Source organism: Pseudomonas sp. MLB6B, assembly GCF_054508135.1.
In genome coordinates, this window is record NZ_CP199313.1 from 443,987 (window position 1) to 464,916 (window position 20,930).

A 20,930-nucleotide genomic window follows, 5' to 3' on the forward strand; every position below is an offset into this window, starting at 1 on the left:
GGTTTCTCCGGCTTACAACGGCTTTGTAACGAACAGGCCATCTTCGTGGCCTTCTTCGGACCCGCCATAGACCTGTTCGGCCACGGTGCGGATATTGCTGCCACGGGCAGCGAGGATCTGGTCCATGGCGCCGGCGAACCAGCCGGTGAACATGTAGTCGACCTTGCGGCCGCACTTGCCGTACACGTACACGAACGCCGAGTGCTTGAGCTTGACTTCGCAGGTGCCCTTGTCGAGGTCGATGGACTGGATCTCGAACAGGCCCCAGCCGCGCTGGCTCAGGCGTTTCATGTAATGCTCGAATACCGCTACGCCTTCCAGGCCATGGCATTCGGCTTCTTTCTCGCACCAGTGCCAGGCGGACTTGTAGCCGGCCTTGTAGAGGATTTCGGCGTACTTGTCGGCGCCCAGGACTTCTTCGATACCCATGTGGTTGTTGACGAAGAAATGCCGCGGCACGTACAGCATCGGCAAGGCGTCGCTGGTCCAGACACCGGTCTCGCTGTCGACTTCGATTGGCAATTGCGGGGCGATCTTGGCCATGGAAACTCAACTCCAGAAATTTTTATTGGGAGGCAAAAGCCGCAGTGGCTCTTGTTTCGAATCGTTGTCGGGGAGGGTTCGGAGGGGGATGTCGAGGTGGCTGGATCGGGGCCGCTGCGCAGCCCCGGAGGTGCCTCACTCGCCCCACACGTCCTTGAGCACGTTCACCCAGTTCTCGCCCATGATCTTGCGCACCACGCGCTCGGAATGGCCGCGTTTGAGCAGGGTTTCGGTCAGGTTGGGGAACTCGCCCACGGTGCGGATGCCCAGGGGGTTGATGATCTTGCCGAAGCTGGTCAGGCGGCGGGCGTAGCCTTTGTCGTGGGTCAGGTATTCGAAGAATTCCTTGCCATGGCCCTGGGTGAAGTCGGTACCGATGCCGATGGCGTCTTCGCCGACGATGTTCATGGTGTACTCGATGGCCTCGGCGTAGTCGTCGATGGTCGAGTCGATGCCTTTGGCCAGGAAGGGCGCGAACATGGTCACGCCGACGAAACCGCCGTGGTCGGCGATGAACTTCAGTTCTTCGTCGGACTTGTTGCGCGGGTGCTCCTTGAGCCCCGACGGCAGGCAGTGCGAATAGCAGACCGGCTTCTTGGATTCGAGGATGACTTCCTCGCTGGTCTTGGAGCCGACATGGGACAGATCGCACATGATGCCGACGCGGTTCATCTCGGCGACGATCTCGCGACCGAAGCCCGACAGCCCGCCATCGCGCTCGTAGCAGCCGGTGCCGATCAGGTTCTGGGTGTTGTAGCACATCTGCACGATGCCCACGCCCAGCTGCTTGAAGATCTCCACATAGGCGATCTGGTCTTCGAATGCATGGGCGTTCTGGAAGCCGAAGAGGATGCCGGTCTTGCCCTGTTCCTTGACTTTGCGGATGTCGGCGGTGGTGCGCACCGGCATCACCAGGTCACTGTTTTCGCGGATGAGTTTCTGACTGGCCGCGATGCTGTCGACGGTCGCCTTGAAGCCTTCCCAGACCGATACCGTGCAGTTGGCGGCGGTCAGGCCGCCCTTGCGCATGTCTTCGAACAGTTCGCGATCCCACTTGGCGATGATCAGGCCGTCGATGACGATGCTGTCGGCGTGAAGTTCGGCTGGGCTCATCAGGCTGTCCCCTTTTATCGAATGTTGGCGCCAAGGCTTGTGCCGGCGCTTTGGGGGCAGCATATGCCTGTCACTTGCGACGCCCCGATGCAAAAACGACAGGGGGTTTGCCGAAAGCGTCAAGGCCCGACGAAGAGCGCTCTGGCGCGGGCCACGGCGATGAGAGCCAGTCTCGATAACGCCGTCGGAGGTCGTTTTCGATGAAGATTGGCCGCGCCGTCTACCGGCCTTGCCGACCCTCTGCGAGAATCGCTCGACCGCTCACCGATGGACCTGGAGAAACCCGATGAAAGCGATGGCATGGCTGGTCCTGATGGGCGTGATGATGGGCGCCCAGGCCGGCGAGGAAGACAGCACGCCGTGCGACACCGTCGACACCGAGCAGCAGGCCCAGGCCTGCGCCGCGTTCAACCGGCAAACGGCCGAGCGTGAATTGAAGGCGGCGTTCGACGAGTTGCTGCAGCGCATTGCCGAACAAGCGGGCGCGCAAAGCCCACAGGCCCGCGAGCAGACCACCCGCCTGCAAGCAGCGCAGACCCTGTGGACTCAGCTGCGCGATGCCGACTGCAAGGTCGAGACCTACGCCGAGACGCCGGGCAGCAAGGCCTTCGAGGCGGCATGGAACACCTGCCTGGCGCAGCGCAGCGACGACCGTTCCGAATACCTGCAATCGCTCGGGCAGCAGTAGGCAATCCGGCCTCGCGAGGAAAGACTTGGCGCTTATGGCGCCGGTCGTTTCCCATCAAGGTGCGCTCCCGGCATTTCGCCCGAAGTGCCCTACTACTTGATCGGGAACCAGAACATGACAGCAAGCCTCAGCAAAACCGATATGGACAGCGCCATCGCCGCCTTGAAGAAAGAAGGCGAAGCGCGCGCTGTGATGGTCGCCAACACCGTGTGCATCTTCGCCCCTGACGTACCGGCCAGCGTGGCCGAAGACGTGCTCGACGGCATGCGCCTGATGAACCTGTCGGCGAACAAGAAGTTCGACAAAGAGACCCAGCAACGCGAGTGGTACAACTTCTACAACGATGGCCTGGGCAAGTTCGGCTGGACCTTGACCGGTGCCGCCCATGTCGAAGAAGCGTTGGACAAGGACACCCACACTCTGGCGACGCTGCTGCCGCAGATCGTCACGGTGCAGATGGGCACCTCGCATCGCCTGTGCGGCAGCGTGCGGCGTTCGTTCGAAGTGATCGTGCAAACGCCCAAGGCCCAGCAACTGCTCGAACAAAGCAGCCTGAGCCTGTCGGGCAAGTCCAGCACCGTGCAGATCTCGGCGTGCGAGATGAGCCCGCAGGGCCTGCCGATCATGCACATGACCAGCGTCCAACTGAGCTATGAGAAGGCCGAAAAAGACGGTGACCTCGCCGGCCGCATCATCGACACGTCCAACACCCGCGTCTACCGCGCGTCCCAACAGGGCTCGTTCAGCGTCCGTCATTTCGACGCCATGCGCGACGCCGTGCGTCAGAAGCTGGCCAGCCAGGCTGTGGATATCCTGGCACTGGACATCTAAGCCTCTTGCCTGGCGCTTTCCGGGGCGCCAGACACCTCCTCGCATGAAGACACCAGCCCCCTTATGCCGCCGTCAACGTTCTCCGAACACTACGAGGGCCTGCACAGCTGCCTGCGCCTGGCGCAATTGACGGCCAGCCAGGCCTGTGACCGGCAGCTGGACGGCAAGGCCTGGTTCGAGCGTTACCTGCGCACGTTGGAAGACAACGAAGTCACGTTGTTCGAGCGAACCGTGCGCAGCATTCCCTTCGTCCCTACCGATCCCGTGTTCGAAGATGTCTTCGCCGGCCTGATTCCGGCGCCGCAGCCGAACAACCTGGCCTTCGTGCGGGTCGCCAGCGACCTCATGGCAGGCTTGCACCAGGCTGACCTGGCGCTGCTCCATAGCCAGGCAGCCAGTTCGCGGTTCAGTATCGACTTCGACATGCACAGCGACCTGACGCCTGTGGCGATCCTCTTCCACCTGCACTGCAAGACGGACGTCGAGCGCCCTCGCACACGGCTGATCGTCGAGCTGGAACACCTAGGTGCAAAACTCGAAACGTCCACTTTCGAAGCTTGGCGCGACCGGCTCGAAGCACGTCTTCAGGCGCTATCGTGCCTCGACGGGCTTTGAGCGCACGGTAACGCTCAAGCCTGTCTGCCGCTCGGCGCGCGGGCAGTGTCCGAACCGTCGCTTGTAACAACGCGTGAAGTACGACGGCAGTTCGAAACCGCAGGCCAGGCTGACCTGGGTCACGCTCATCGGCGTCTGCGCCAGCAGCAGCCGCGCCTTGTCCAGCCGCAGGCCAAGGTAGAAGCCGCTGGGCGTATCGTTCAGGTGCAGGCGGAACAGGCGTTCCAACTGGCGCCTAGTGATCGACGCGTTGGCGGCCAGTTGCAGCGTGTCCAGCGGCGTCTCGAGGTGTCTTTCCATTTCGCCGACCACCTGCACCAGCTTGCGGTTGCCGATGCCGTAGCGAGCGGCGATCTCCATGCGCTGGTGGTCCTGCCGGGGACGGATACGGCCGAGTACGAACTGCTCCGACACCTGCACCGCCAGAGCGCTGCCGTGGACCTGGGCGATGAGGTCGAGCATCAGGTCGATCGACGCCGTACCGCCGGCGCAGGTGATGCGCCGACGGTCGATTTCGAACAGCTCCTGGGTGGCCTGCAAGCGCGGGTAGCGCTCGCGGAAAGCCTCAAGCGCTTCCCAGTGCAAGGTCGCGCGATGGCCGTCGAGCAGGCCTGCTTCGGCCAGCACCATCGCCCCGGTGTCGATACCGCCAAGCACTACGCCGGCACGGTCACGCTTGCGCAGCGCCTGTTGCAATGCCGGCCCGAAGTGGCGCAGCGGATCGAAACCGGCGATCACCAACAGTAGCCGCCCCGCCTCGCCCTCTTCCAAGGCCTGGTCGGCGTTCACCGACATGCCGTTGCTGGCCTCGACCGCGCCACCGTCCAGGCTCAGCACCCGCCATTGATACAGCGCACCGCGAAAGCGATTGGCCACGCGCAGCGGCTCGATGGCGCTGATGAAGCCCATGGCCGAAAAACCGGGTAACAACAGCAAGTCGATGGTGTCGGGCATCTGATCCTCGATCGGATACGGTGGGTGCGGGCTGGGGACGCTTGCCAGTCAGTACGTCGCCATAGTGCAAATCCTCGTCGCCAGCGTGCGCTTGCCCGGCGAGTCGCCAGCGTAGCGTGTATTCACGGTCCGCAGAGACCGGTCGCACAAAAATGCCCTGCCGATGGAGAGCCACCATGCACCGCTCGATCCGCCGTCTTTCGCTACCCCTCGTTCTGGGCAGCCTGCTGTCCGCCCCGCTGTACGCCGCCGAGCCCGCCGTCTGCAAGGACGTGCGCCTGGGCGTGGTCAACTGGACCGACGTCATCGCCACCAGCGCCATGGCCCAGGTGCTGTTCGACGACCTGGGCTACCGCACCAAGCAGACCAGCGCTTCGCAACAGATCATCTTCGCCGGCATCCGCGACCAGCGCCTGGACCTGTTCCTGGGCTACTGGAACCCGATCATGACCAAGACCATCACGCCCTTCGTCGATGCCGGCCAGGTGAAGGTGCTCGACAAACCCAACCTCGACGATGCCCGCGCCACCCTCGCCGTGCCGCAGTACCTGGCCGACAAGGGCCTGAAGCGCTTCGCCGACATCCAGAAGTTCAAGCAGGAACTGGGCGGCAAGCTCTACGGCATCGAGCCAGGCTCGGGGGCCAACACGCAGATCAAGGCGATGATCGACAAGAACCAGTTCGGCTTGGGCGGCTTCACCTTGGTCGAGTCCAGCGAGGCCGGCATGCTCGCGGCGGTGGACCGTGCGGTTCGGCGCCAGGAGGCGGTGGTGTTCTTCGGCTGGAAGCCGCACCCGATGAACGTCAACGTCAAGGGCGGCATGGTCTACCTGGCTGACAGCGAAGGCGCCATGGGGCCTGACGAAGGCCGCGCCACGGTGTGGACCGTCACCGCGCCGGACTACGCCGAACGTTGCCCCAACGCCTATCGCCTGCTGAGCAACCTGACCTTCAGCGCCGAAGACGAGAGCCGCATGATGCAGCCGCTGCTCGACCGCAAGAACCCGCTCGACTCGGCCCGCCAATGGCTCAAGGACCATCCGCAGGACAAGACCCGCTGGCTCGAAGGCGTGACCACCTTCGACGGCAAACCGGCGCTGTAGCTCGCCGCTCCAGAGGCCGCACTCAACAGCCAGCAACACCCCACCTGTGGGAGCGGCTTCAGCCGCGATGGCCGGCAACACCCCACCTGTGGGAGCGGCTTCAGCCGCGATGGCCGGCAACGCTCCACCTGTGGGAGCGGCTTTAGCCGCGATGGCCGGCAACGCCGGCCCAGTTCAAGTAGTGCATTTCTTCAGATCGATCGCAGTGGCCGAGGGTAGGCCGGCGTTGCCGGCCATCGCGGCCAATCGGAGCGCCGAACCGGCCGCTCCTACAAAGTTTTGAGGTACTTCACCGATGGCAGATTGAAACCCACCGCCGCACTTCGGCCACCTCCCCCAACGCACCCGAACGAACCACCACAACCTTTCCCCCGGACACGCGTCCGACCGCGCCAAGGAACCCACCCATGAACCACGACATCATCATCACCTGCGCCCTCACCGGCGCCGGCGACACCGCCAGCAAGAGCCACCTGGTGCCCGTCACCCCGCAACAGATCGCCGCCGCCGCCGTGGAAGCGGCCAAGGCCGGCGCCACCGTGGTGCACTGCCACGTGCGCGATCCGCACACCGGCCGCTTCAGCCGCGACGTGGCGCTGTACCGCGAAGTCATGGAACGCATCCGCGAAGCCGACGTGGACATCATCGTCAACCTCACCGCCGGCATGGGCGGCGACCTGGAGATCGGCCCGGGCGAGTCGCCCATGGACTTCGGCAGCGGCACCGACCTGATCGGCCCGCTGGAGCGGTTGGCCCATGTGGAGGCGCTGCTGCCGGACATCTGCACCCTCGACTGCGGCACCCTCAACTTCGGCGACGGCAACTCGATCTATGTCTCGACCCCGGCGCAGCTGCGCGCTGGAGCCAAGCGCATCACGGAATTGGGGGTCAAGGCCGAGCTGGAGATCTTCGACACCGGCCACCTGTGGTTCGCCAAGCAGATGATCAAGGAAGGCCTGCTCGACGACCCGCTGTTCCAGCTGTGCCTGGGCATCCCCTGGGGTGCGCCGGCCGACACCGCGACCATGAAGGCGATGGTCGACAACCTGCCGGCCGGCGCCACCTGGGCAGGCTTCGGCATCGGCCGCATGCAGATGCCGATGGCGGCCCAGGCCGTGCTGCTCGGCGGTAACGTGCGGGTGGGTTTGGAAGACAATCTGTATCTGGACCGCGGCGTATTGGCCAGCAACGGCCAGCTGGTCGAGCGCGCCGTAGAGATCGTCTCGCGCCTGGGCGCCCGCGTGCTCAGCCCTGCCGAAGGCCGGGAAAAGATGCGCCTCAAGCGCCGCTGAACGCCACTCGCCCCTATCGACCGACGAACCTGCCGCACGAGCGGGCCCGCGCCCGCTCGGCCGGCCTTCGTCCCTGCTACCGCTTCGCTAGAGGATTCGCCATGCCTTTCATCTCCACGATCAATACCTTCGCCGCCCTGGGTAGCGGCGTCATCGGCAGCGGCTGGGTCGCCCGTGCCCTGGCTCACGGCCTGGACGTAGTGGCCTGGGACCCAGCCCCTGGCGCCGAACGGGCCTTGCGCCAGCGCGTCGCCAACGCCTGGCCGGCGCTGGAGAAACAAGGTCTGACCCCCGGCGCCGCGCAAAGCCGACTGACCTTCGTGGACACCATCGAAGCCTGCGTACGCGACGCCGATTTCATCCAGGAAAGCGCTCCCGAACGCCTGGAGCTCAAGCTCGACCTGCACGCCCGCATCAGCGCCGCGGCCAAACCCGACGCGATCATCGCCTCCAGCACTTCGGGGTTGTTGCCCAGCGAGTTCTACGAATCGGCCACCCACCCCGAGCGCTGCGTGGTCGGCCACCCGTTCAACCCGGTGTACCTGCTGCCGCTGGTGGAAGTGGTCGGCGGCCGGCACACCGCACCCGAAGCCATCGAAGCCGCCAAGACGGTCTACACCGCACTCGGCATGCGCCCGCTGCACGTCCGCAAGGAGGTGCCCGGCTTCATCGCCGACCGCCTGCTCGAAGCGCTCTGGCGCGAGGCCTTGCACCTGGTCAACGACGGTGTGGCCAGCACCGGCGAGATCGACGACGCGATCCGCTTCGGCGCCGGCCTGCGCTGGTCGTTCATGGGCACTTTCCTGACCTACACCCTGGCCGGCGGCGATGCTGGCATGCGCCACTTCATGCAGCAGTTCGGCCCGGCCTTGCAGTTGCCCTGGACCTACCTGCCGGCGCCCGAACTCACCGAGCGCCTGATCGACGACGTGGTGGACGGCACTTGCGCGCAACTGGGCGAGCGTAGCATCGCCGCGCTGGAGCGCTACCGCGACGACACCCTGCTGGCCGTACTGGACGCCGTGAAAACCAGCAAGGCCAAGCACGGCCTGGCCTTCGACGAGTGAGGAACGCGACATGAGCGCAGCGATCACCTACCGCACCGCCATCCTCGAAGACTGGGTCGACTACAACGGCCACTTGCGCGACGCCTACTACCTGCTGATCTTCAGCTACGCCACCGATGCGCTGATGGAGCGTATCGGCCTGGATGCCGACAGCCGAGGGCAAAGTGGCCACTCGCTGTTCACGCTCGAGGCGCATGTGAATTACCTGCATGAGGTCAAGCTGGGCGCGCAGGTCTGGGTGCAGACCCACATCGTCGAGTTCGACCACAAGCGCCTGCTGGTCTACCACACGCTGCACCGCGAAGGTTTCGACGACGTGCTCGCAGCCAGTGAACAGATGCTGCTGCACGTGGACCTGGCCGGACCGAAATCGGCGCCGTTCGGCGAGCACAGCCTTCAAGCCCTGCGCGCGCTGGCGGCGCAGCAGCGTGAACGAGCTGCGCTCCCATGGCGTGCCCGGGCGTTGAGCCTTTCACGCTGAGCATGTCTATAGCCGGGGACGGCGGGCGGCTGTGCGGGGCTGGACCGGCGCAGCATCGTCCAACGCAGTGCCGCGCAAAAAAACGGCCCCGGAAAGCCGTGAGCATCCGGGGCCAAGCGCGAGCATCCACTGTGCGTGAGGGCGGGTGACCAAACCTGCCGGGGACCGTGAATGGGTCCAGTGTGGCCGATTTACGGAGCCCTCGATTTAGCCGGAAGCGACCTGTGCTTAGCCAAAGCGGCCATGCGCCGCCGCAACCCTTGCGGGCCTGTCGCAGCCGACACAGAATCGGTCGCGAACCCCATAACAAGGAACCACGACCATGATGCATGCGGACTTGATCGATCAGGACGACCTGGCAGGCTTCCTCCGGGCACGCGGCTTCGACGTGCCGGCCGGCGCCAGCGCCGAGCAGGCCTGCAACGCCGCTGTGCGCGGGCTGAACGCACCCAACGCCAGGTCGCTCAAGAGCATGGTCGAGGAGATGTACACCGGCAGCGCGACGATCCTGCCGGCCGTGCGCCAGGCCATCGACAAGCAACTGTTGCCTGCGCTGGCGCAGTTCAAGCCGCAACAGGCCTGAACGACGACGCTTGGCCCGGCGCCCGCAGCGAACACCGCGGCCGGGCCTCCAGGGTCTACAGACGAACGCTGGCGAAGGTCGACTCGTTGCGCGCCTGGCTCAGGGCTGCCATCGGGCCGCTGTGCGGCGAGAGCACCATGGCCTGCGGAATCGGCATCATCGCCACCTGCTGGGTGGTGTTGGAGCCGACACGCTCGTCGCGCGGCGGAATGCCGAAGTATTCGCGGTAGCACTTGGAGAAGTGCGGCGTGGAGACGAAGCCGCACACCGAAGCCACTTCGATGATCGACATCGGCGTCTGCTTGAGCAGCTGCCGCGCGCGGATCAAACGCAGCTTGAGGTAGTAGCGCGACGGCGAGCAGTGCAAGTATTTCTGGAACAGGCGTTCGAGCTGACGGCGCGAGACGGCGACGTACACGGCCAGTTCGTCGAGGTCGATCGGCTCTTCCAGATTGGCCTCCATCAGCGCGACGATCTCCTGCAGCTTCGGCTGGTTGGTGCCGAGCATGTGCTTGAGCGGCACGCGTTGGTGGTCCTGTTCGTTGCGGATGCGCTCGTAGACGAACATCTCCGAGATCGCCGCCGACAGTTCGCGGCCGTGGTCGCGGCTGATCAGGTGCAGCATCATGTCCAGCGGTGCGGTGCCGCCGGAGCTGGTGAAGCGGTTGCGGTCGAGGGTGAACAGGCGCGTGCTCATGTTCACCCGCGGGAAGGCTTCCTGCATCGAGGCCAGACATTCCCAGTGCACGCTGCAATCGAAGCCGTCGAGCAGGCCGGCGCAGGCCAGCGCCCAACTGCCGGTGCACACCGCGCCCAGACGGCGCGACTGACGGGCCTGGGTCTGCAACCAGGTGACGTGTTCACGGGTCACGGTGCGCTGGATGCCCACCCCGCCGCAGACGATCACGGTGTCCATGGTCGGCGCGGCGTGCATGGCCGCGTCGGGGGTGATCTGCAGGCCGTCGCTGGCCCATACCTGCCCGCCGTCGAGGGTCAGGGTGTGCCAGCGGTACAGCTCGCGACCCGACAGCTGGTTGGCCATGCGCAGCGGCTCGACCGCCGAGGCCAGGGAAATGAGAGTGAAGTTGTCCAGCAGGAGAAACCCGATGGATTGCGGCGTTGTGCGGTTCTGGGATTGAGGCCCGGAGGTGGACGATGTCATCGTGATTTCTCCTCACACAAATGCAGGGATGTGCTTCAGGCGAGCACTGGTTCTTGTAATGGCCCCGATTCGTTGGCGGAGCTTTTGCCAATTACAACGCAATTGGCATGCCTGAATTGGTCGAGCGTTCAACAAAGTCGAAAAACGACCTCCAAGTCAGTGGATTAGGTGCTTTCCTAAGAGCTTGTAGGAAATCGGAAAGCACTGAGTTAGCGCGTTTGCTTATAGGTACTGAGCATTTCGGTATCACTGCTGGCAGACGTGTCCAGAAACGACATCCCGACTGTCACCGGTACCCGTGTCGAGTGCGGTAACGAATACCGCTCGGCGCGTGCCGGATATGTGCCAAAAAGGGGCAATTCACAGGGGTGCGGACCCGTTACCGGGCATCAACACTCGATGGCGCTGACGGCCAGGCCGCCGCGAGAGGTTTCTTTGTACTTGTCGTGCATGTCGGCACCGGTGTCGCGCATGGTGCGGATCACCTGGTCGAGGGAAATGAAGTGCTCGCCGTCGCCGCGCAAGGCCATCTGCACGGCGTTGATCGCCTTGACCGCCGCGATGGCGTTGCGCTCGATGCACGGCACCTGGACCAGGCCGCCGACCGGGTCGCAGGTCAGTCCGAGGTTGTGTTCGAGGGCGATTTCCGCAGCGTTCTCCACCTGCGCCGGGGTGCCGCCGAGGATGTCGGCCAGGCCCGCGGCGGCCATGGCACAGGCCGAGCCGACCTCGCCCTGGCAACCCACTTCGGCGCCGGAGATCGAAGCGTTCTTCTTGCACAGGATGCCCACCGCCGCCGCCGCCAGCAGGTAGTCGACCACGTTGCCTTCGTCGACCACATCCGAGAAGCGCACGTAGTAGTGCAGCACCGCCGGGATGATGCCGGCCGCACCGTTGGTGGGTGCGGTGACCATGCGCCCGCCGGCGGCGTTCTCTTCGTTGACCGCCAGGGCGAACAGGTTGACCCACTCCATGGCGCTCATGGTCGAGCCGATGACATTGGGCTTGCCGATTTCCTGAAGGTTGCGGTGCAGCTTGGCGGCGCGGCGGCGCACGTTGAGGCCTCCGGGCAGCGTGCCTTCGTACTTCAGGCCGTTGCTCACGCATTCCTGCATGGCGTGCCAGAGCTTGAGCAGGCCCGCGCGGATGTCGGCTTCGCTGCGCCAGGTCAGCTCGTTGGCCATCATCAATTGCGACACACGCATGTCGTTTTGCTTGCACAGCGCCAGCAGCTCGGCGGCGCTGTTGAAATCGTACGGCAGCACGGTCTGGTCGGCGTCGAGCACACCGCTGGCGGCCTGGGCGGCATCGACCACGAAGCCGCCGCCGACCGAGTAATAGGTGTCCTGGTGAAGCTCACCCTGCTCGTCGTAGGCGATCAGGGTCATGGCATTGGGGTGGTACGGCAGGTTCTCGTCGAGCAACAGCATGTCGCGCGCCCAAACGAACCCGATCGGCAGACGCCCATCGAGCTGCAAGATGTCGGTTTCGCGCAGCGCGGCGATGCGCGGGCCGATCTGGGTAGGGTCGATCTGATCGGGCCATTCGCCCATCAGGCCCATGACCGTGGCGTTGTCGGTGCCGTGTCCCACGCCTGTGGCCGACAGCGAACCGTACAGACGCACTTCGATGCGCCGCACCCGTTCCACCTGCTGCCGCTCACGCAGCCCCTGCACGAACAAGGCGCCGGCGCGCATGGGGCCGACGGTGTGGGAGCTGGAAGGCCCGACACCGATCTTGAACAGGTCGAACACGCTGATGGCCATTGTCGGATCACCTCTTGATGGGCTTGTCGGTACGCGTCGTGCGCGGCGCGGCACCCCCGTCAGGCTCGGCGGGGGACCGCTGTAGAGGCGTGCATCATCAAGCTTTTACCCGCCTGCTCGCCGTCTGCAACGGACGTAGTTTTGTCCACCAGCGCCCTCTACGGCGCACTGCGCACAGGCCTGCAACGGCCGTTTTCAAGGCGCTCGGCGGCGCAAAACAACCACCGAGGCGGTGGAAAAATCTCTAAGCGACATTGCGCGTACTGGATGCGACCTATGCTGCACTGGTTGCGACCCTGGCAGTAGGCGAATGCCCAACGCTGGTGGATTATCGAAACCGACTCGTATTGCACGGCCCCGCACCCTGCACCCGGCAGGCCCGGACGACCGGCGCCCGACAGAAGGCGCGGCGATCCACGCGAACCCGAAGAAAAAACTACAGGAGTCCACCCATGAAAGCCTCACCCTCGCTGTTGCTGGCCGCCGTGCTGTGCGCACCGCTGCTGGCCCAGGCCGCCGAACCCGAGCAGTGCCACACGGTGCGCTTCTCGGACGTCGGATGGACCGACATTACCGTAACCACTGCGGTGACCAGTGCCGTGCTCGAAGCCCTTGGCTACCAGACCAAGACCACCATGATCTCCGTCCCCATCACCTACAAGTCGCTCGCCAAGGGCAAGGACCTGGACGTCTTCCTCGGCAACTGGATGCCGACCATGGAGAACGACATCAAGCCCTACCGCGAAGCCGGCACCGTCGACACCGTGCGCGCCAACCTGGAAAACGCCAAGTACACCCTCGCCGTGCCCCAGGCACTGTACGACAAGGGCCTGAAGGATTTCGCCGACATCGCCAAGTTCAAGCAGGAGCTGGACGGCAAGATCTACGGGATCGAGCCAGGCAACGACGGCAACCGCACCATCCAGAGCATGATCGACAAGAACGCCTTCGGCCTCAAGGACGCCGGTTTCAAACTCGTGCAGTCGAGCGAGGCGGCCATGCTCGCGGCCGTCGACCGTGCCGGCAAGCGCGGCGAGGACGTGGTCTTCCTCGGCTGGGAACCGCACCCGATGAACAACCGCTTCAAGATGCAGTACCTCACCGGCGGCGACGACTTCTTCGGCCCCGACTACGGCAAGGCGACCGTCTACACCAACACCCGCAAGGGCTACGCGCAGGAATGCAGCAACGTTGGCCAGTTGCTGAAGAACCTGGCGTTCACCCTGCCGATGGAAAGCACCCTGATGGGCAATGTCCTGGACGACAAGATGAAAGCCGACGCGGCCGCCAAGGCCTGGCTGAAGAACAATCCGGACGTGCTCGACACCTGGCTGGCCGGGGTGACGACCGTCGATGGCAAACCGGGGCTGGAGGCGGCCAAGGCCAAGCTCGCGCAATAACGACCTACGCAATAGCAGGCGGCCGCCCAGGCCGCCAGGCACTACCGCGGGGTGGGACCGTGCCCGCCCCGGACTGATTTCAATCTTCGCAGGTGGAAGCTCGCTATCATGCTCATCGATCAGAAAATACCGCTAGGCCAGTACATGGCGTCGTTCGTGGAGTGGCTGACGCAAGTCGGCGCCAACTATTTCGACGCCATCGCCAAGGGCCTTGAGTTCATGATTTTCGGGGTCACCAACGCCCTGACCTGGTTCAACCCGCTGGTGCTCATCGCCCTGTTCGCGGCGCTGGCGCACCTGATCCAGCGCCGCATCGGCCTGACCCTCTTCGTCGCCCTGTCGTTTCTGCTGATCCTCAACCTGGGGTATTGGCAGGAAACCATGGAAACCCTCGCGCAAGTCACCTTCGCCACTGTGGTCTGCGTGGCCATCGGCGTGCCGCTGGGCATCCTCGCCGCGCACAAGCCGATGTTCTACACCGCCATGCGCCCGGTGCTGGACCTGATGCAGACCGTACCCACCTTCGTCTACCTGATTCCGACCCTGACCCTGTTCGGCCTGGGCGTGGTGCCCGGCCTGATCTCGACGGTGGTGTTCGCCATCGCCGCGCCCATCCGCCTGACCTACCTGGGCATCTGCGACGTGCCGCAAGAGCTGATGGACGCCGGCAAGGCCTTCGGTTGCTCGCGCCGCCAACTGCTGACTCGCATCGAACTGCCGCACGCCATGCCGAGCATCGCCGCCGGGGTGACGCAATGCATCATGCTGTCGCTGTCGATGGTGGTGATCGCCGCACTGGTCGGCGCCGACGGCCTGGGCAAGCCGGTGGTCAACGCGCTGAACACCGCCGACATTTCCCTGGGCTTCGAAGCGGGCCTGGCCATCGTCCTGCTGGCGATCATGCTCGACCGTATCTGCAAGCAACCCGAGCTGCCGGCAAGGAGTGAAGCATGAGCATCATCCGATTCGAAGACGTCGACGTCATCTTCACCAACAAGCCGCGCGAAGCCCTGAGCCTGCTCGACGAAGGCAAGACCCGCGAACAGATCCTCAAGCAGACGGGCTTGGTGGTCGGTGTGGAAAAGGCCAACCTGGACATCAACAAAGGCGAGATCTGCGTGCTGATGGGCCTGTCCGGCTCGGGCAAGTCGAGCCTCTTGCGCTGCATCAATGGCCTCAACACCGTGAGCCGCGGCAAGCTGTTCGTCGAGCACGAAGGCAACCACATCGACATCGCCCATTGCTCGGCGGCCGAACTGAAGATGATGCGTACCAAGCGCATCGCCATGGTGTTCCAGAAGTTCGCCCTGATGCCCTGGCTGACCGTGCGCGAGAACATCAGCTTCGGCCTGGAAATGCAGGGCCGCCCCGAAAAGGAACGGCGCAAGCTGGTGGACGAGAAGCTCGAACTGGTGGGCCTGACCCAGTGGCGCAACAAACGCCCCGACGAGCTTTCCGGTGGCATGCAGCAGCGCGTGGGCCTGGCCCGGGCGCTGGCCATGGATGCCGACATCCTGCTGATGGACGAACCCTTCTCGGCGCTCGACCCGCTGATCCGCCAGGGATTGCAGGACGAGCTGCTGGAGCTGCAACGCAAGCTGAGCAAGACCATCGTGTTCGTCAGTCATGACCTGGACGAGGCGCTCAAGCTCGGTACACGCATCGCCATCATGAAAGACGGGCGGATCATCCAGTACAGCAAACCCGAAGAGATCGTGTTGAACCCGGCCGACGAATACGTGCGTACCTTCGTCGCCCACACCAATCCGCTCAACGTGCTGTGTGGGCGCAGCCTGATGCGCACCCTCGACCAGTGCAAGCGCATCAACGGTTCGGTGTGCCTGGACCCAGGCGACGATGCCTGGCTGGACCTGGGCGCAAGCGGTTCGCTACAACGTGCGCGCCAGGGCCAGAACGGCCTGGACATGCAGCACTGGGCGCCGGGGCAGGCGGTCGAAGCGCTGGGTCGCCGGCCGACGCTGGTGCACGCCGACATCGGCATGCGCGAGGCGCTGCAGATCCGCTACCACACCGGCAACAAGCTGGTGCTGCAAGATAACGACCAGGTGGTGGGGATTCTGGGGGACACCGAGCTGTACCACGCCTTGCTCGGCAAGAACCACGGGTAAGGCCCGCTTTGGGGCCGCATTGCGGCCCATCGCGGCTAAAAGCCGCTCCCACAGGGTTCAGCGTACGACAATGCCGCGTGCGGCCATGTAGGCCTTGGCTTCCGGTACGGTGTATTCGCCGAAGTGGAAGATGCTCGCCGCCAGCACAGCGCTGGCATGGCCTTCGGTGATGCCGTCGGCCAGGTGCTGCAGGTTGCCGACGCCGCCCGAGGCGATCACCGGGATACCCAGCGCGTCGCTGATGGCGCGGGTCACGCCCAGGTCGAAGCCGTTTTTCATGCCGTCCTGGTCCATGCTGGTCAGCAGGATCTCCCCCGCCCCCAACGCTTCCATCTTCTTCGCCCATTCCACGGCATCGAGCCCGGTCGGCTTGCGCCCGCCGTGGGTGAAGATTTCCCAGCGCGGCGTCTCACCCGGTGCGGAAACCTTCTTCGCGTCGATGGCCACCACGATGCACTGCGAACCGAAGCGCTCGGCGGCTTCGCCGACGAACTCGGGGTTGAACACCGCCGCCGTGTTGATCGAAACCTTGTCGGCGCCAGCGTTGAGCAGGTTGCGGATGTCCTGCACGCTGCGCACGCCGCCGCCCACGGTCAGCGGGATGAACACCTGGCTGGCCATGCGTTCGACGGTGTGCAGCGTGGTGTCACGGCCATCGACGCTGGCGGTGATGTCGAGGAAGGTGATTTCGTCGGCGCCCTGCTCGTTGTAGCGGCGGGCGATTTCCACCGGATCGCCGGCGTCGCGGATGTTCTCGAACTTGACGCCCTTGACCACCCGGCCGTTGTCCACGTCCAGGCAAGGGATGATGCGCTTGGCCAGTGCCATGGTTCGCTCCTCAGCCTTTATAGGCGTCGCAGAAGGCCTGGGCCTCGGCGACGTCCAGGGTGCCTTCGTAGATCGCCCGGCCGGTGATGGCGCCGACGATGCCGGGCGCTTTGGCCTGCAGCAGGGCCTCGATGTCGCCCAGGTTGTGGATGCCGCCCGAGGCGATCACCGGAATGCGCGTGGCTTCGGCCAAGGCCTTGGTGAAGGGCACGTTGCAGCCCTGCATCATGCCGTCCTTGGCGATGTCGGTGTAGACGATCGCCGACACGCCATCGGCCTCGAAGCGCTTGGCCAGGTCGATCACCTGCACGCTGCTGACTTCGGCCCAGCCGTCGGTGGCGACGAAGCCGTCCTTGGCGTCCAGGCCGACGATGACCTTACCCGGGAAGGCCTTGCACGCTTCGGTGACGAACTCGGGCTGCTTGACCGCCTTGGTGCCGATGATCACGTAGCTGACGCCGGCCTTGACGTAATGTTCGATGGTTTCCAGCGAGCGGATGCCGCCGCCGATCTGGATCGGCAGCTGCGGGTAGCGCTTGGCGATGGCGGTGACCACCTCACCGTTGACCGGCTGGCCTTCGAACGCGCCGTTGAGGTCGACCAGGTGCAGGCGCCGGCAGCCGCCGTCGACCCATTTGGCGGCCATGCTCACCGGGTCGTCGGAAAACACCGTGGAATCTTCCATACGGCCCTGGCGCAGGCGCACGCAGGCACCGTCTTTCAAATCGATAGCGGGGATGATCAGCATGTGCGGTCCTTTCGAGCGGCACGTCGCGGCAAGCCGCGAGCGTGCGCGTTGTCTATCAAATCGGTAGTCGGGCGTTCACGCCAAGCGCATGGCGCTCAACGTTTTTCCAGAGCCCATAGGTCGCTTTCGATGCTTTCGAAGCGCTCCTTGAGGTGCAGCTGGATGTCGGCGACAGCCCGGTTGTAGTAATGCGGTGCAATGTCTTTGGCGAACACCTCGAGCACCTCGGCCACTTCGAACGAACCCAGCTCCAGCTCGAAGCGGTCTTCGAGGAAGCGCTTGAGGGTGTCGAGCGCCTCGCGTTCCTCTTCGGGCGCGAGGGTCAGTATGGGGGCCTTGTTGCGCGAGGCCGCCATCTACCAGCGTCCGTCCCAGGCGACGAAGTTCTGCAGCAGTTGCAACCCGTGGGTATGGCTCTTCTCGGGGTGGAACTGCACGGCGAAGCGCGAACCCTCGGCCAGGGCAGCGGCGAAGTCGACGCCATAGTGGCCGCGGCCGACCACCTGCCCAGGCTTGCCGGCTTCTATGTAGTAGCTGTGCACGAAATAGAAGCGCGCGCGGTCGGGAATGTCGTGCCACAGCGGGTGGGCGTTGGCCTGGCTGACTTCGTTCCAGCCCATGTGCGGCACCTTCAGGTGCTCGCCCTGCTCTTCCAGGCCCTTGCCGAAGAAGCGCACCTGGCCGGGGAACAGGCCGATGCAGTCCACGCCGTGGTTTTCTTCGCTGCGGTCGAGCAAGGCCTGCATGCCGACGCAGATGCCGAGGAAGGGGCGGTCCTGGCTGACTTCACGTACCAGGCTGTCGAAGCCCAGGCGGCGAATTTCGGCCATGCAGTCGCGGATCGCGCCGACGCCTGGAAACACCACGCGGTCGGCTTCGCGGATCACGTTCGCGTCACTGGTGACCAGCACCTTGCCGGCGCCGACATGCTCCAGGGCCTTGGCCACCGAGTGCAGGTTGCCCATGCCGTAGTCGATTACCGCTACCGTCTGCATTTACAGGCACCCTTTGGTCGAGGGCATCTGCCCGGCCATGCGCTCGTCCTGCTCCACGGCCATGCGCAGCGCGCGGCCGAAGGCCTTGAACACGGTTTCGATCTGGTGGTGGGTGTTGTGCCCGCGCAGATTGTCGATGTGCAGGGTCACCTGGGCGTGGTTGACGAAGCCCTGGAAGAATTCCTGGAACAGGTCGACGTCGAAGCCGCCCACGCTGGCGCGGGTATAGGGGATGTGCATCTGTAGGCCGGGACGGCCGGAGAAATCGATGACCACGCGCGACAGCGCTTCGTCGAGCGGCACGTAGGCATGGCCGTAGCGGCGGATGCCCTTCTTGTCGCCGACGGCCTTGGCGAAGGCCTGGCCGAGGGTGATGCCGACGTCTTCGACGGTATGGTGGTCGTCGATGTGCAGGTCGCCCTTGCACGCGATGTCCAGGTCGATCAGCCCGTGCCGGGCGATCTGGTCGAGCATGTGTTCAAGGAAAGGCACGCCGATATCGAATCGGGCCGTACCCGTGCCATCCAGGTTGATCGAGGCTTTGACCTGGGTTTCCAGGGTGTTGCGCTCGACGGACGCCATACGTTCAACCATCACCAGCTCCGCAGAATCATTGGGCGAAAAGGGCCACAGTATAGGCGCAGAACGCGCCGGCTTGAAACGCGGATGACATATGGCAAGGCGAAAGTAAGCAGGCTGTGCTTGGGCGGCTCGGCCGCCCGGCACGGATTGAACAGGCCGTCTACGACGGCCGTAGCCCGAAGGCGCCGTGCGGAGCGGCCGAGCGGCCGCTCCGACAGGTCAATGGAACAGGACGGCGGTTTTCTGCAGGGTGATCCACACGCCCCACGCCAGCGGAATCACCACCACGGCCCAGGCCAGCGCCACCAGCGGCGCGCTACCCGGCGCGGCGCGCCATTCCAGCGACTGCGCGCCGTCGGCGCCCTTGTCGTGGCTCAAGGCGCGTTCGGCGGCCAGCTCTGCGTCGGTCATGAAGTACTTCTCGTTGACCGGGCGGATCAGCGCGTTGCAGACGAAGCCCAGCACCAGCAGGCCGGCGAGGATGTACAGGGTCATGTCGTAGGCGGCCGCACGCTCGACGCCCGCCGCCAGCTGCGACTCGCGCAGGTAGGTGATCAGCACCGGCCCCAAGACGCCCGCAGCCGCCCAGGCGGTCAGCAGGCGCCCGTGGATGGCGCCGACCATCTGCGTGCCGAACAGGTCTGCCAGGTACGCCGGCACTGTGGAGAAACCGCCGCCGTACATCGACAGGATGATGCAGAACGCCGCAACGAACAGCGCCACGTTGCCCAGGTGGCCCATGTTCGGCACCAGGCTGTAGAGCGCCACGCCCAGGGCGAAGAAGGCGAAGTAGGTGTTCTTGCGCCCGATGTAGTCGGAGAACGACGCCCAGAAGAAGCGTCCGCCGATGTTGAACAGGCTCAGCAGCCCGGTGAAGCCAGCGGCGATGGCGGCGATCTGCGCCAGTTGCGCGGCGTTCAGCTCACTGAAACTCAGGCCGTTGCCCAGCAGCTTGCCGGCGAACACTTCCTGCAACAGCGGCGAGGCCATGCCGAGGATGCCGATACCGGCCGACACGTTCAGGCACAGCACCAGCCACACCAGGGCGAACTGCGGGGTCTTCCAGGCCACGCTGACATGCACGTGACGGTCGGTGACCATGCCGTTGCCGGCTTTCTTGGCCGGCGCCACCCAGCCTTCGGGTTTCCAGCCGGTCGGCGGTACGCGGTAGGTCAGCGCACCAGCGGTCATGAACACGAAGTAGATCGCCGCCATGACCATGAAGCTCTGCCAGACGCCCACTTCCTGCGCATTGCCGAAGTGGCCCATCAGCGCCGTGGCCAGCGGGGCACCGACCATCGCGCCGCCGCCGAAGCCCATGATCGCCATGCCGGTGGCCATGCCGCGCTTGTCCGGGAACCACTTGATCAAAGTCGAGACCGGGGAGATGTAACCCAGGCCCAGCCCGATACCCCCAATCACGCCCGAACCCAGCCACATCAGCCACAGTTGGTGGGTCTTCACGCCGATCGCCGAGATCAGCATGCCGCCGCACCAGCACAGCGCCGAGACCAGGCCAGCTTTACGCGGCCCTGCGTGTTCCAGCCAGCCGCCGAGCACGGCCGCCGAGCAACCGAGGAAGACGAAGAACAGGGTGTAGATCCAGCTGAGCATCGAGATCGGCCAGTCGCACTCGTTGGTGAACAGCTTGGCGATGAAGCCCATGTCTGGCGAGCAGGCGATCGGCGCGGTGATCCCCAGCGACTGCGACAACGGCAGCCAGAACACCGAGAAGCCGTAGGCCATGCCGATACACAGGTGGATGGCCAGCGCGGCCGGTGGAACCAGCCAGCGGTTGAAACCGGGCCGGGCGATGATCCGCTCCTTGGACAGGAAGCTCGGCGCGTGCGCCGGGGCTCCTGCAGTGGTGCTGCGAGACATAGGTCGTTCCTTTCGTAAGTGGGCTGCGTTCGCCAATTGAATGCCCGGCTCTGGGTGCCTGCATGCAGGGCGGCACCGGCTTTTGAGGGCAACGTCTGCGACATCTCGCCACATCCGCTGCGAACGCGTGGCAAGGGTAGCAGTTAACCTGCGCCGTGAAATCACCTTG

22 protein-coding genes are annotated in these 20,930 nt (G+C 64.8%); 11 read left to right on the plus strand and 11 right to left on the minus strand.

All coding sequences use genetic code 11. From position 1 onward, the window contains the following. Positions 1 to 12: 12 nt before the first annotated feature. Together ACSMEV_RS01795 and ACSMEV_RS01800 are read right to left on the minus strand one after the other, a co-directional pair. Positions 13 to 543 (minus strand): DUF5943 domain-containing protein, encoded by a 531-nt coding sequence (locus ACSMEV_RS01795; protein ID WP_459207011.1) that lies wholly within the window; start codon positions 541 to 543, stop codon positions 13 to 15. 135 nt (positions 544 to 678) lie between these two features. Continuing rightward, the gene (locus ACSMEV_RS01800) at positions 679 to 1,656 is read right to left on the minus strand and encodes a dipeptidase (protein WP_459207012.1); all 978 of its coding nucleotides are present in this window, start codon (positions 1,654 to 1,656) and stop codon (positions 679 to 681) included. A gap of 286 nt (positions 1,657 to 1,942) precedes the next feature. Here ACSMEV_RS01800 and ACSMEV_RS01805 point away from each other — a divergent pair, with 286 nt between their 5' ends. The 3 genes from ACSMEV_RS01805 to ACSMEV_RS01815 all read left to right on the plus strand — a co-directional run bounded on the left by ACSMEV_RS01805 (position 1,943) and on the right by ACSMEV_RS01815 (position 3,790). Next, positions 1,943 to 2,344 carry a lysozyme inhibitor LprI family protein gene (locus ACSMEV_RS01805; RefSeq protein WP_459207013.1) on the plus strand — a complete coding sequence of 134 codons (402 nt, stop codon included), beginning with the start codon at positions 1,943 to 1,945 and terminating at the stop codon, positions 2,342 to 2,344. Positions 2,345 to 2,458: 114 nt separating this feature from the next. Further along, a complete protein-coding gene (locus tag ACSMEV_RS01810; protein ID WP_459207014.1) occupies positions 2,459 to 3,175 on the plus strand; it encodes a hypothetical protein in 717 nt (238 codons plus the stop codon). Positions 3,176 to 3,238: 63 nt separating this feature from the next. After that, entirely contained in the window at positions 3,239 to 3,790 is a 552-nt protein-coding gene (locus tag ACSMEV_RS01815; protein WP_459207015.1) for a hypothetical protein, read from the plus strand. Here ACSMEV_RS01815 and ACSMEV_RS01820 read toward each other — a convergent pair. Beyond that, complete coding sequence (locus ACSMEV_RS01820) at positions 3,767 to 4,744, minus strand: GlxA family transcriptional regulator (RefSeq protein ID WP_459207016.1); 978 nt, start codon at positions 4,742 to 4,744, stop codon at positions 3,767 to 3,769. The genes ACSMEV_RS01815 and ACSMEV_RS01820 overlap by 24 nt on opposite strands. A gap of 176 nt (positions 4,745 to 4,920) precedes the next feature. On the opposite strand from ACSMEV_RS01820, the gene choX reads away from it, so the two are divergent. The 5 genes from choX (at position 4,921) to ACSMEV_RS01845 (ending at position 9,270) form a co-directional block, all read left to right on the plus strand. Then, positions 4,921 to 5,847: a choline ABC transporter substrate-binding protein gene (gene choX, locus ACSMEV_RS01825; protein WP_459207017.1), complete on the plus strand. Its 927-nt coding sequence runs from the start codon at positions 4,921 to 4,923 to the stop codon at positions 5,845 to 5,847. A gap of 407 nt (positions 5,848 to 6,254) precedes the next feature. Further along, the gene (locus ACSMEV_RS01830; RefSeq protein ID WP_296266425.1) at positions 6,255 to 7,139 is read left to right on the plus strand and encodes a beta-keto acid cleavage family enzyme; all 885 of its coding nucleotides are present in this window, start codon (positions 6,255 to 6,257) and stop codon (positions 7,137 to 7,139) included. A gap of 101 nt (positions 7,140 to 7,240) precedes the next feature. Further along, positions 7,241 to 8,206: an L-carnitine dehydrogenase gene (locus tag ACSMEV_RS01835; protein ID WP_459207018.1), complete on the plus strand. Its 966-nt coding sequence runs from the start codon at positions 7,241 to 7,243 to the stop codon at positions 8,204 to 8,206. 10 nt (positions 8,207 to 8,216) lie between these two features. Continuing rightward, the gene (locus tag ACSMEV_RS01840; protein ID WP_459207019.1) at positions 8,217 to 8,687 is read left to right on the plus strand and encodes a thioesterase family protein; all 471 of its coding nucleotides are present in this window, start codon (positions 8,217 to 8,219) and stop codon (positions 8,685 to 8,687) included. Between the two features lie 322 nt (positions 8,688 to 9,009). Continuing rightward, positions 9,010 to 9,270, plus strand: coding sequence for a hypothetical protein (locus ACSMEV_RS01845; RefSeq protein ID WP_314493353.1), 261 nt, complete (start codon positions 9,010 to 9,012; stop codon positions 9,268 to 9,270). Between the two features lie 55 nt (positions 9,271 to 9,325). Here the strand turns inward: ACSMEV_RS01845 and gbdR are convergent, their stop codons facing one another. Next, the gene (gene gbdR / locus ACSMEV_RS01850; RefSeq protein ID WP_459207020.1) at positions 9,326 to 10,432 is read right to left on the minus strand and encodes a choline metabolism transcriptional regulator GbdR; all 1,107 of its coding nucleotides are present in this window, start codon (positions 10,430 to 10,432) and stop codon (positions 9,326 to 9,328) included. Positions 10,433 to 10,821: 389 nt separating this feature from the next. Then, the gene (locus ACSMEV_RS01855) at positions 10,822 to 12,198 is read right to left on the minus strand and encodes an L-serine ammonia-lyase (RefSeq protein ID WP_459207021.1); all 1,377 of its coding nucleotides are present in this window, start codon (positions 12,196 to 12,198) and stop codon (positions 10,822 to 10,824) included. 452 nt (positions 12,199 to 12,650) lie between these two features. On the opposite strand from ACSMEV_RS01855, the gene ACSMEV_RS01860 reads away from it, so the two are divergent. From ACSMEV_RS01860 to choV, 3 genes are all read left to right on the plus strand, one after another. Further along, positions 12,651 to 13,598, plus strand: coding sequence for a choline ABC transporter substrate-binding protein (locus tag ACSMEV_RS01860; RefSeq protein ID WP_459207022.1), 948 nt, complete (start codon positions 12,651 to 12,653; stop codon positions 13,596 to 13,598). Positions 13,599 to 13,703: 105 nt separating this feature from the next. Further along, on the plus strand, positions 13,704 to 14,552 hold the full coding sequence (gene choW, locus ACSMEV_RS01865; RefSeq protein ID WP_296267299.1) for a choline ABC transporter permease subunit: 849 nt from the start codon (positions 13,704 to 13,706) through the stop codon (positions 14,550 to 14,552). Further along, entirely contained in the window at positions 14,549 to 15,727 is a 1,179-nt protein-coding gene (gene choV, locus ACSMEV_RS01870; RefSeq protein ID WP_459207023.1) for a choline ABC transporter ATP-binding protein, read from the plus strand. The genes choW and choV overlap by 4 nt, the downstream gene beginning before the upstream one ends. 57 nt (positions 15,728 to 15,784) lie before the next feature. Here the strand turns inward: choV and hisF are convergent, their stop codons facing one another. From hisF to ACSMEV_RS01900, 6 genes are all read right to left on the minus strand, one after another. After that, on the minus strand, positions 15,785 to 16,555 hold the full coding sequence (gene hisF, locus ACSMEV_RS01875; protein ID WP_459207024.1) for an imidazole glycerol phosphate synthase subunit HisF: 771 nt from the start codon (positions 16,553 to 16,555) through the stop codon (positions 15,785 to 15,787). A 10-nt stretch (positions 16,556 to 16,565) separates the two neighbouring features. Continuing rightward, positions 16,566 to 17,303 (minus strand): 1-(5-phosphoribosyl)-5-[(5-phosphoribosylamino)methylideneamino]imidazole-4-carboxamide isomerase, encoded by a 738-nt coding sequence (gene hisA / locus ACSMEV_RS01880; RefSeq protein WP_459207025.1) that lies wholly within the window; start codon positions 17,301 to 17,303, stop codon positions 16,566 to 16,568. A 95-nt stretch (positions 17,304 to 17,398) separates the two neighbouring features. Further along, the gene (locus tag ACSMEV_RS01885) at positions 17,399 to 17,659 is read right to left on the minus strand and encodes a DUF2164 domain-containing protein (protein ID WP_459207026.1); all 261 of its coding nucleotides are present in this window, start codon (positions 17,657 to 17,659) and stop codon (positions 17,399 to 17,401) included. After that, positions 17,660 to 18,298 carry an imidazole glycerol phosphate synthase subunit HisH gene (gene hisH, locus ACSMEV_RS01890; protein WP_459207027.1) on the minus strand — a complete coding sequence of 213 codons (639 nt, stop codon included), beginning with the start codon at positions 18,296 to 18,298 and terminating at the stop codon, positions 17,660 to 17,662. After that, on the minus strand, positions 18,299 to 18,892 hold the full coding sequence (gene hisB, locus ACSMEV_RS01895) for an imidazoleglycerol-phosphate dehydratase HisB (RefSeq protein WP_296266449.1): 594 nt from the start codon (positions 18,890 to 18,892) through the stop codon (positions 18,299 to 18,301). A 207-nt stretch (positions 18,893 to 19,099) separates the two neighbouring features. After that, the gene (locus ACSMEV_RS01900; protein WP_459207028.1) at positions 19,100 to 20,761 is read right to left on the minus strand and encodes an OFA family MFS transporter; all 1,662 of its coding nucleotides are present in this window, start codon (positions 20,759 to 20,761) and stop codon (positions 19,100 to 19,102) included. Positions 20,762 to 20,930: the final 169 nt, after the last annotated feature.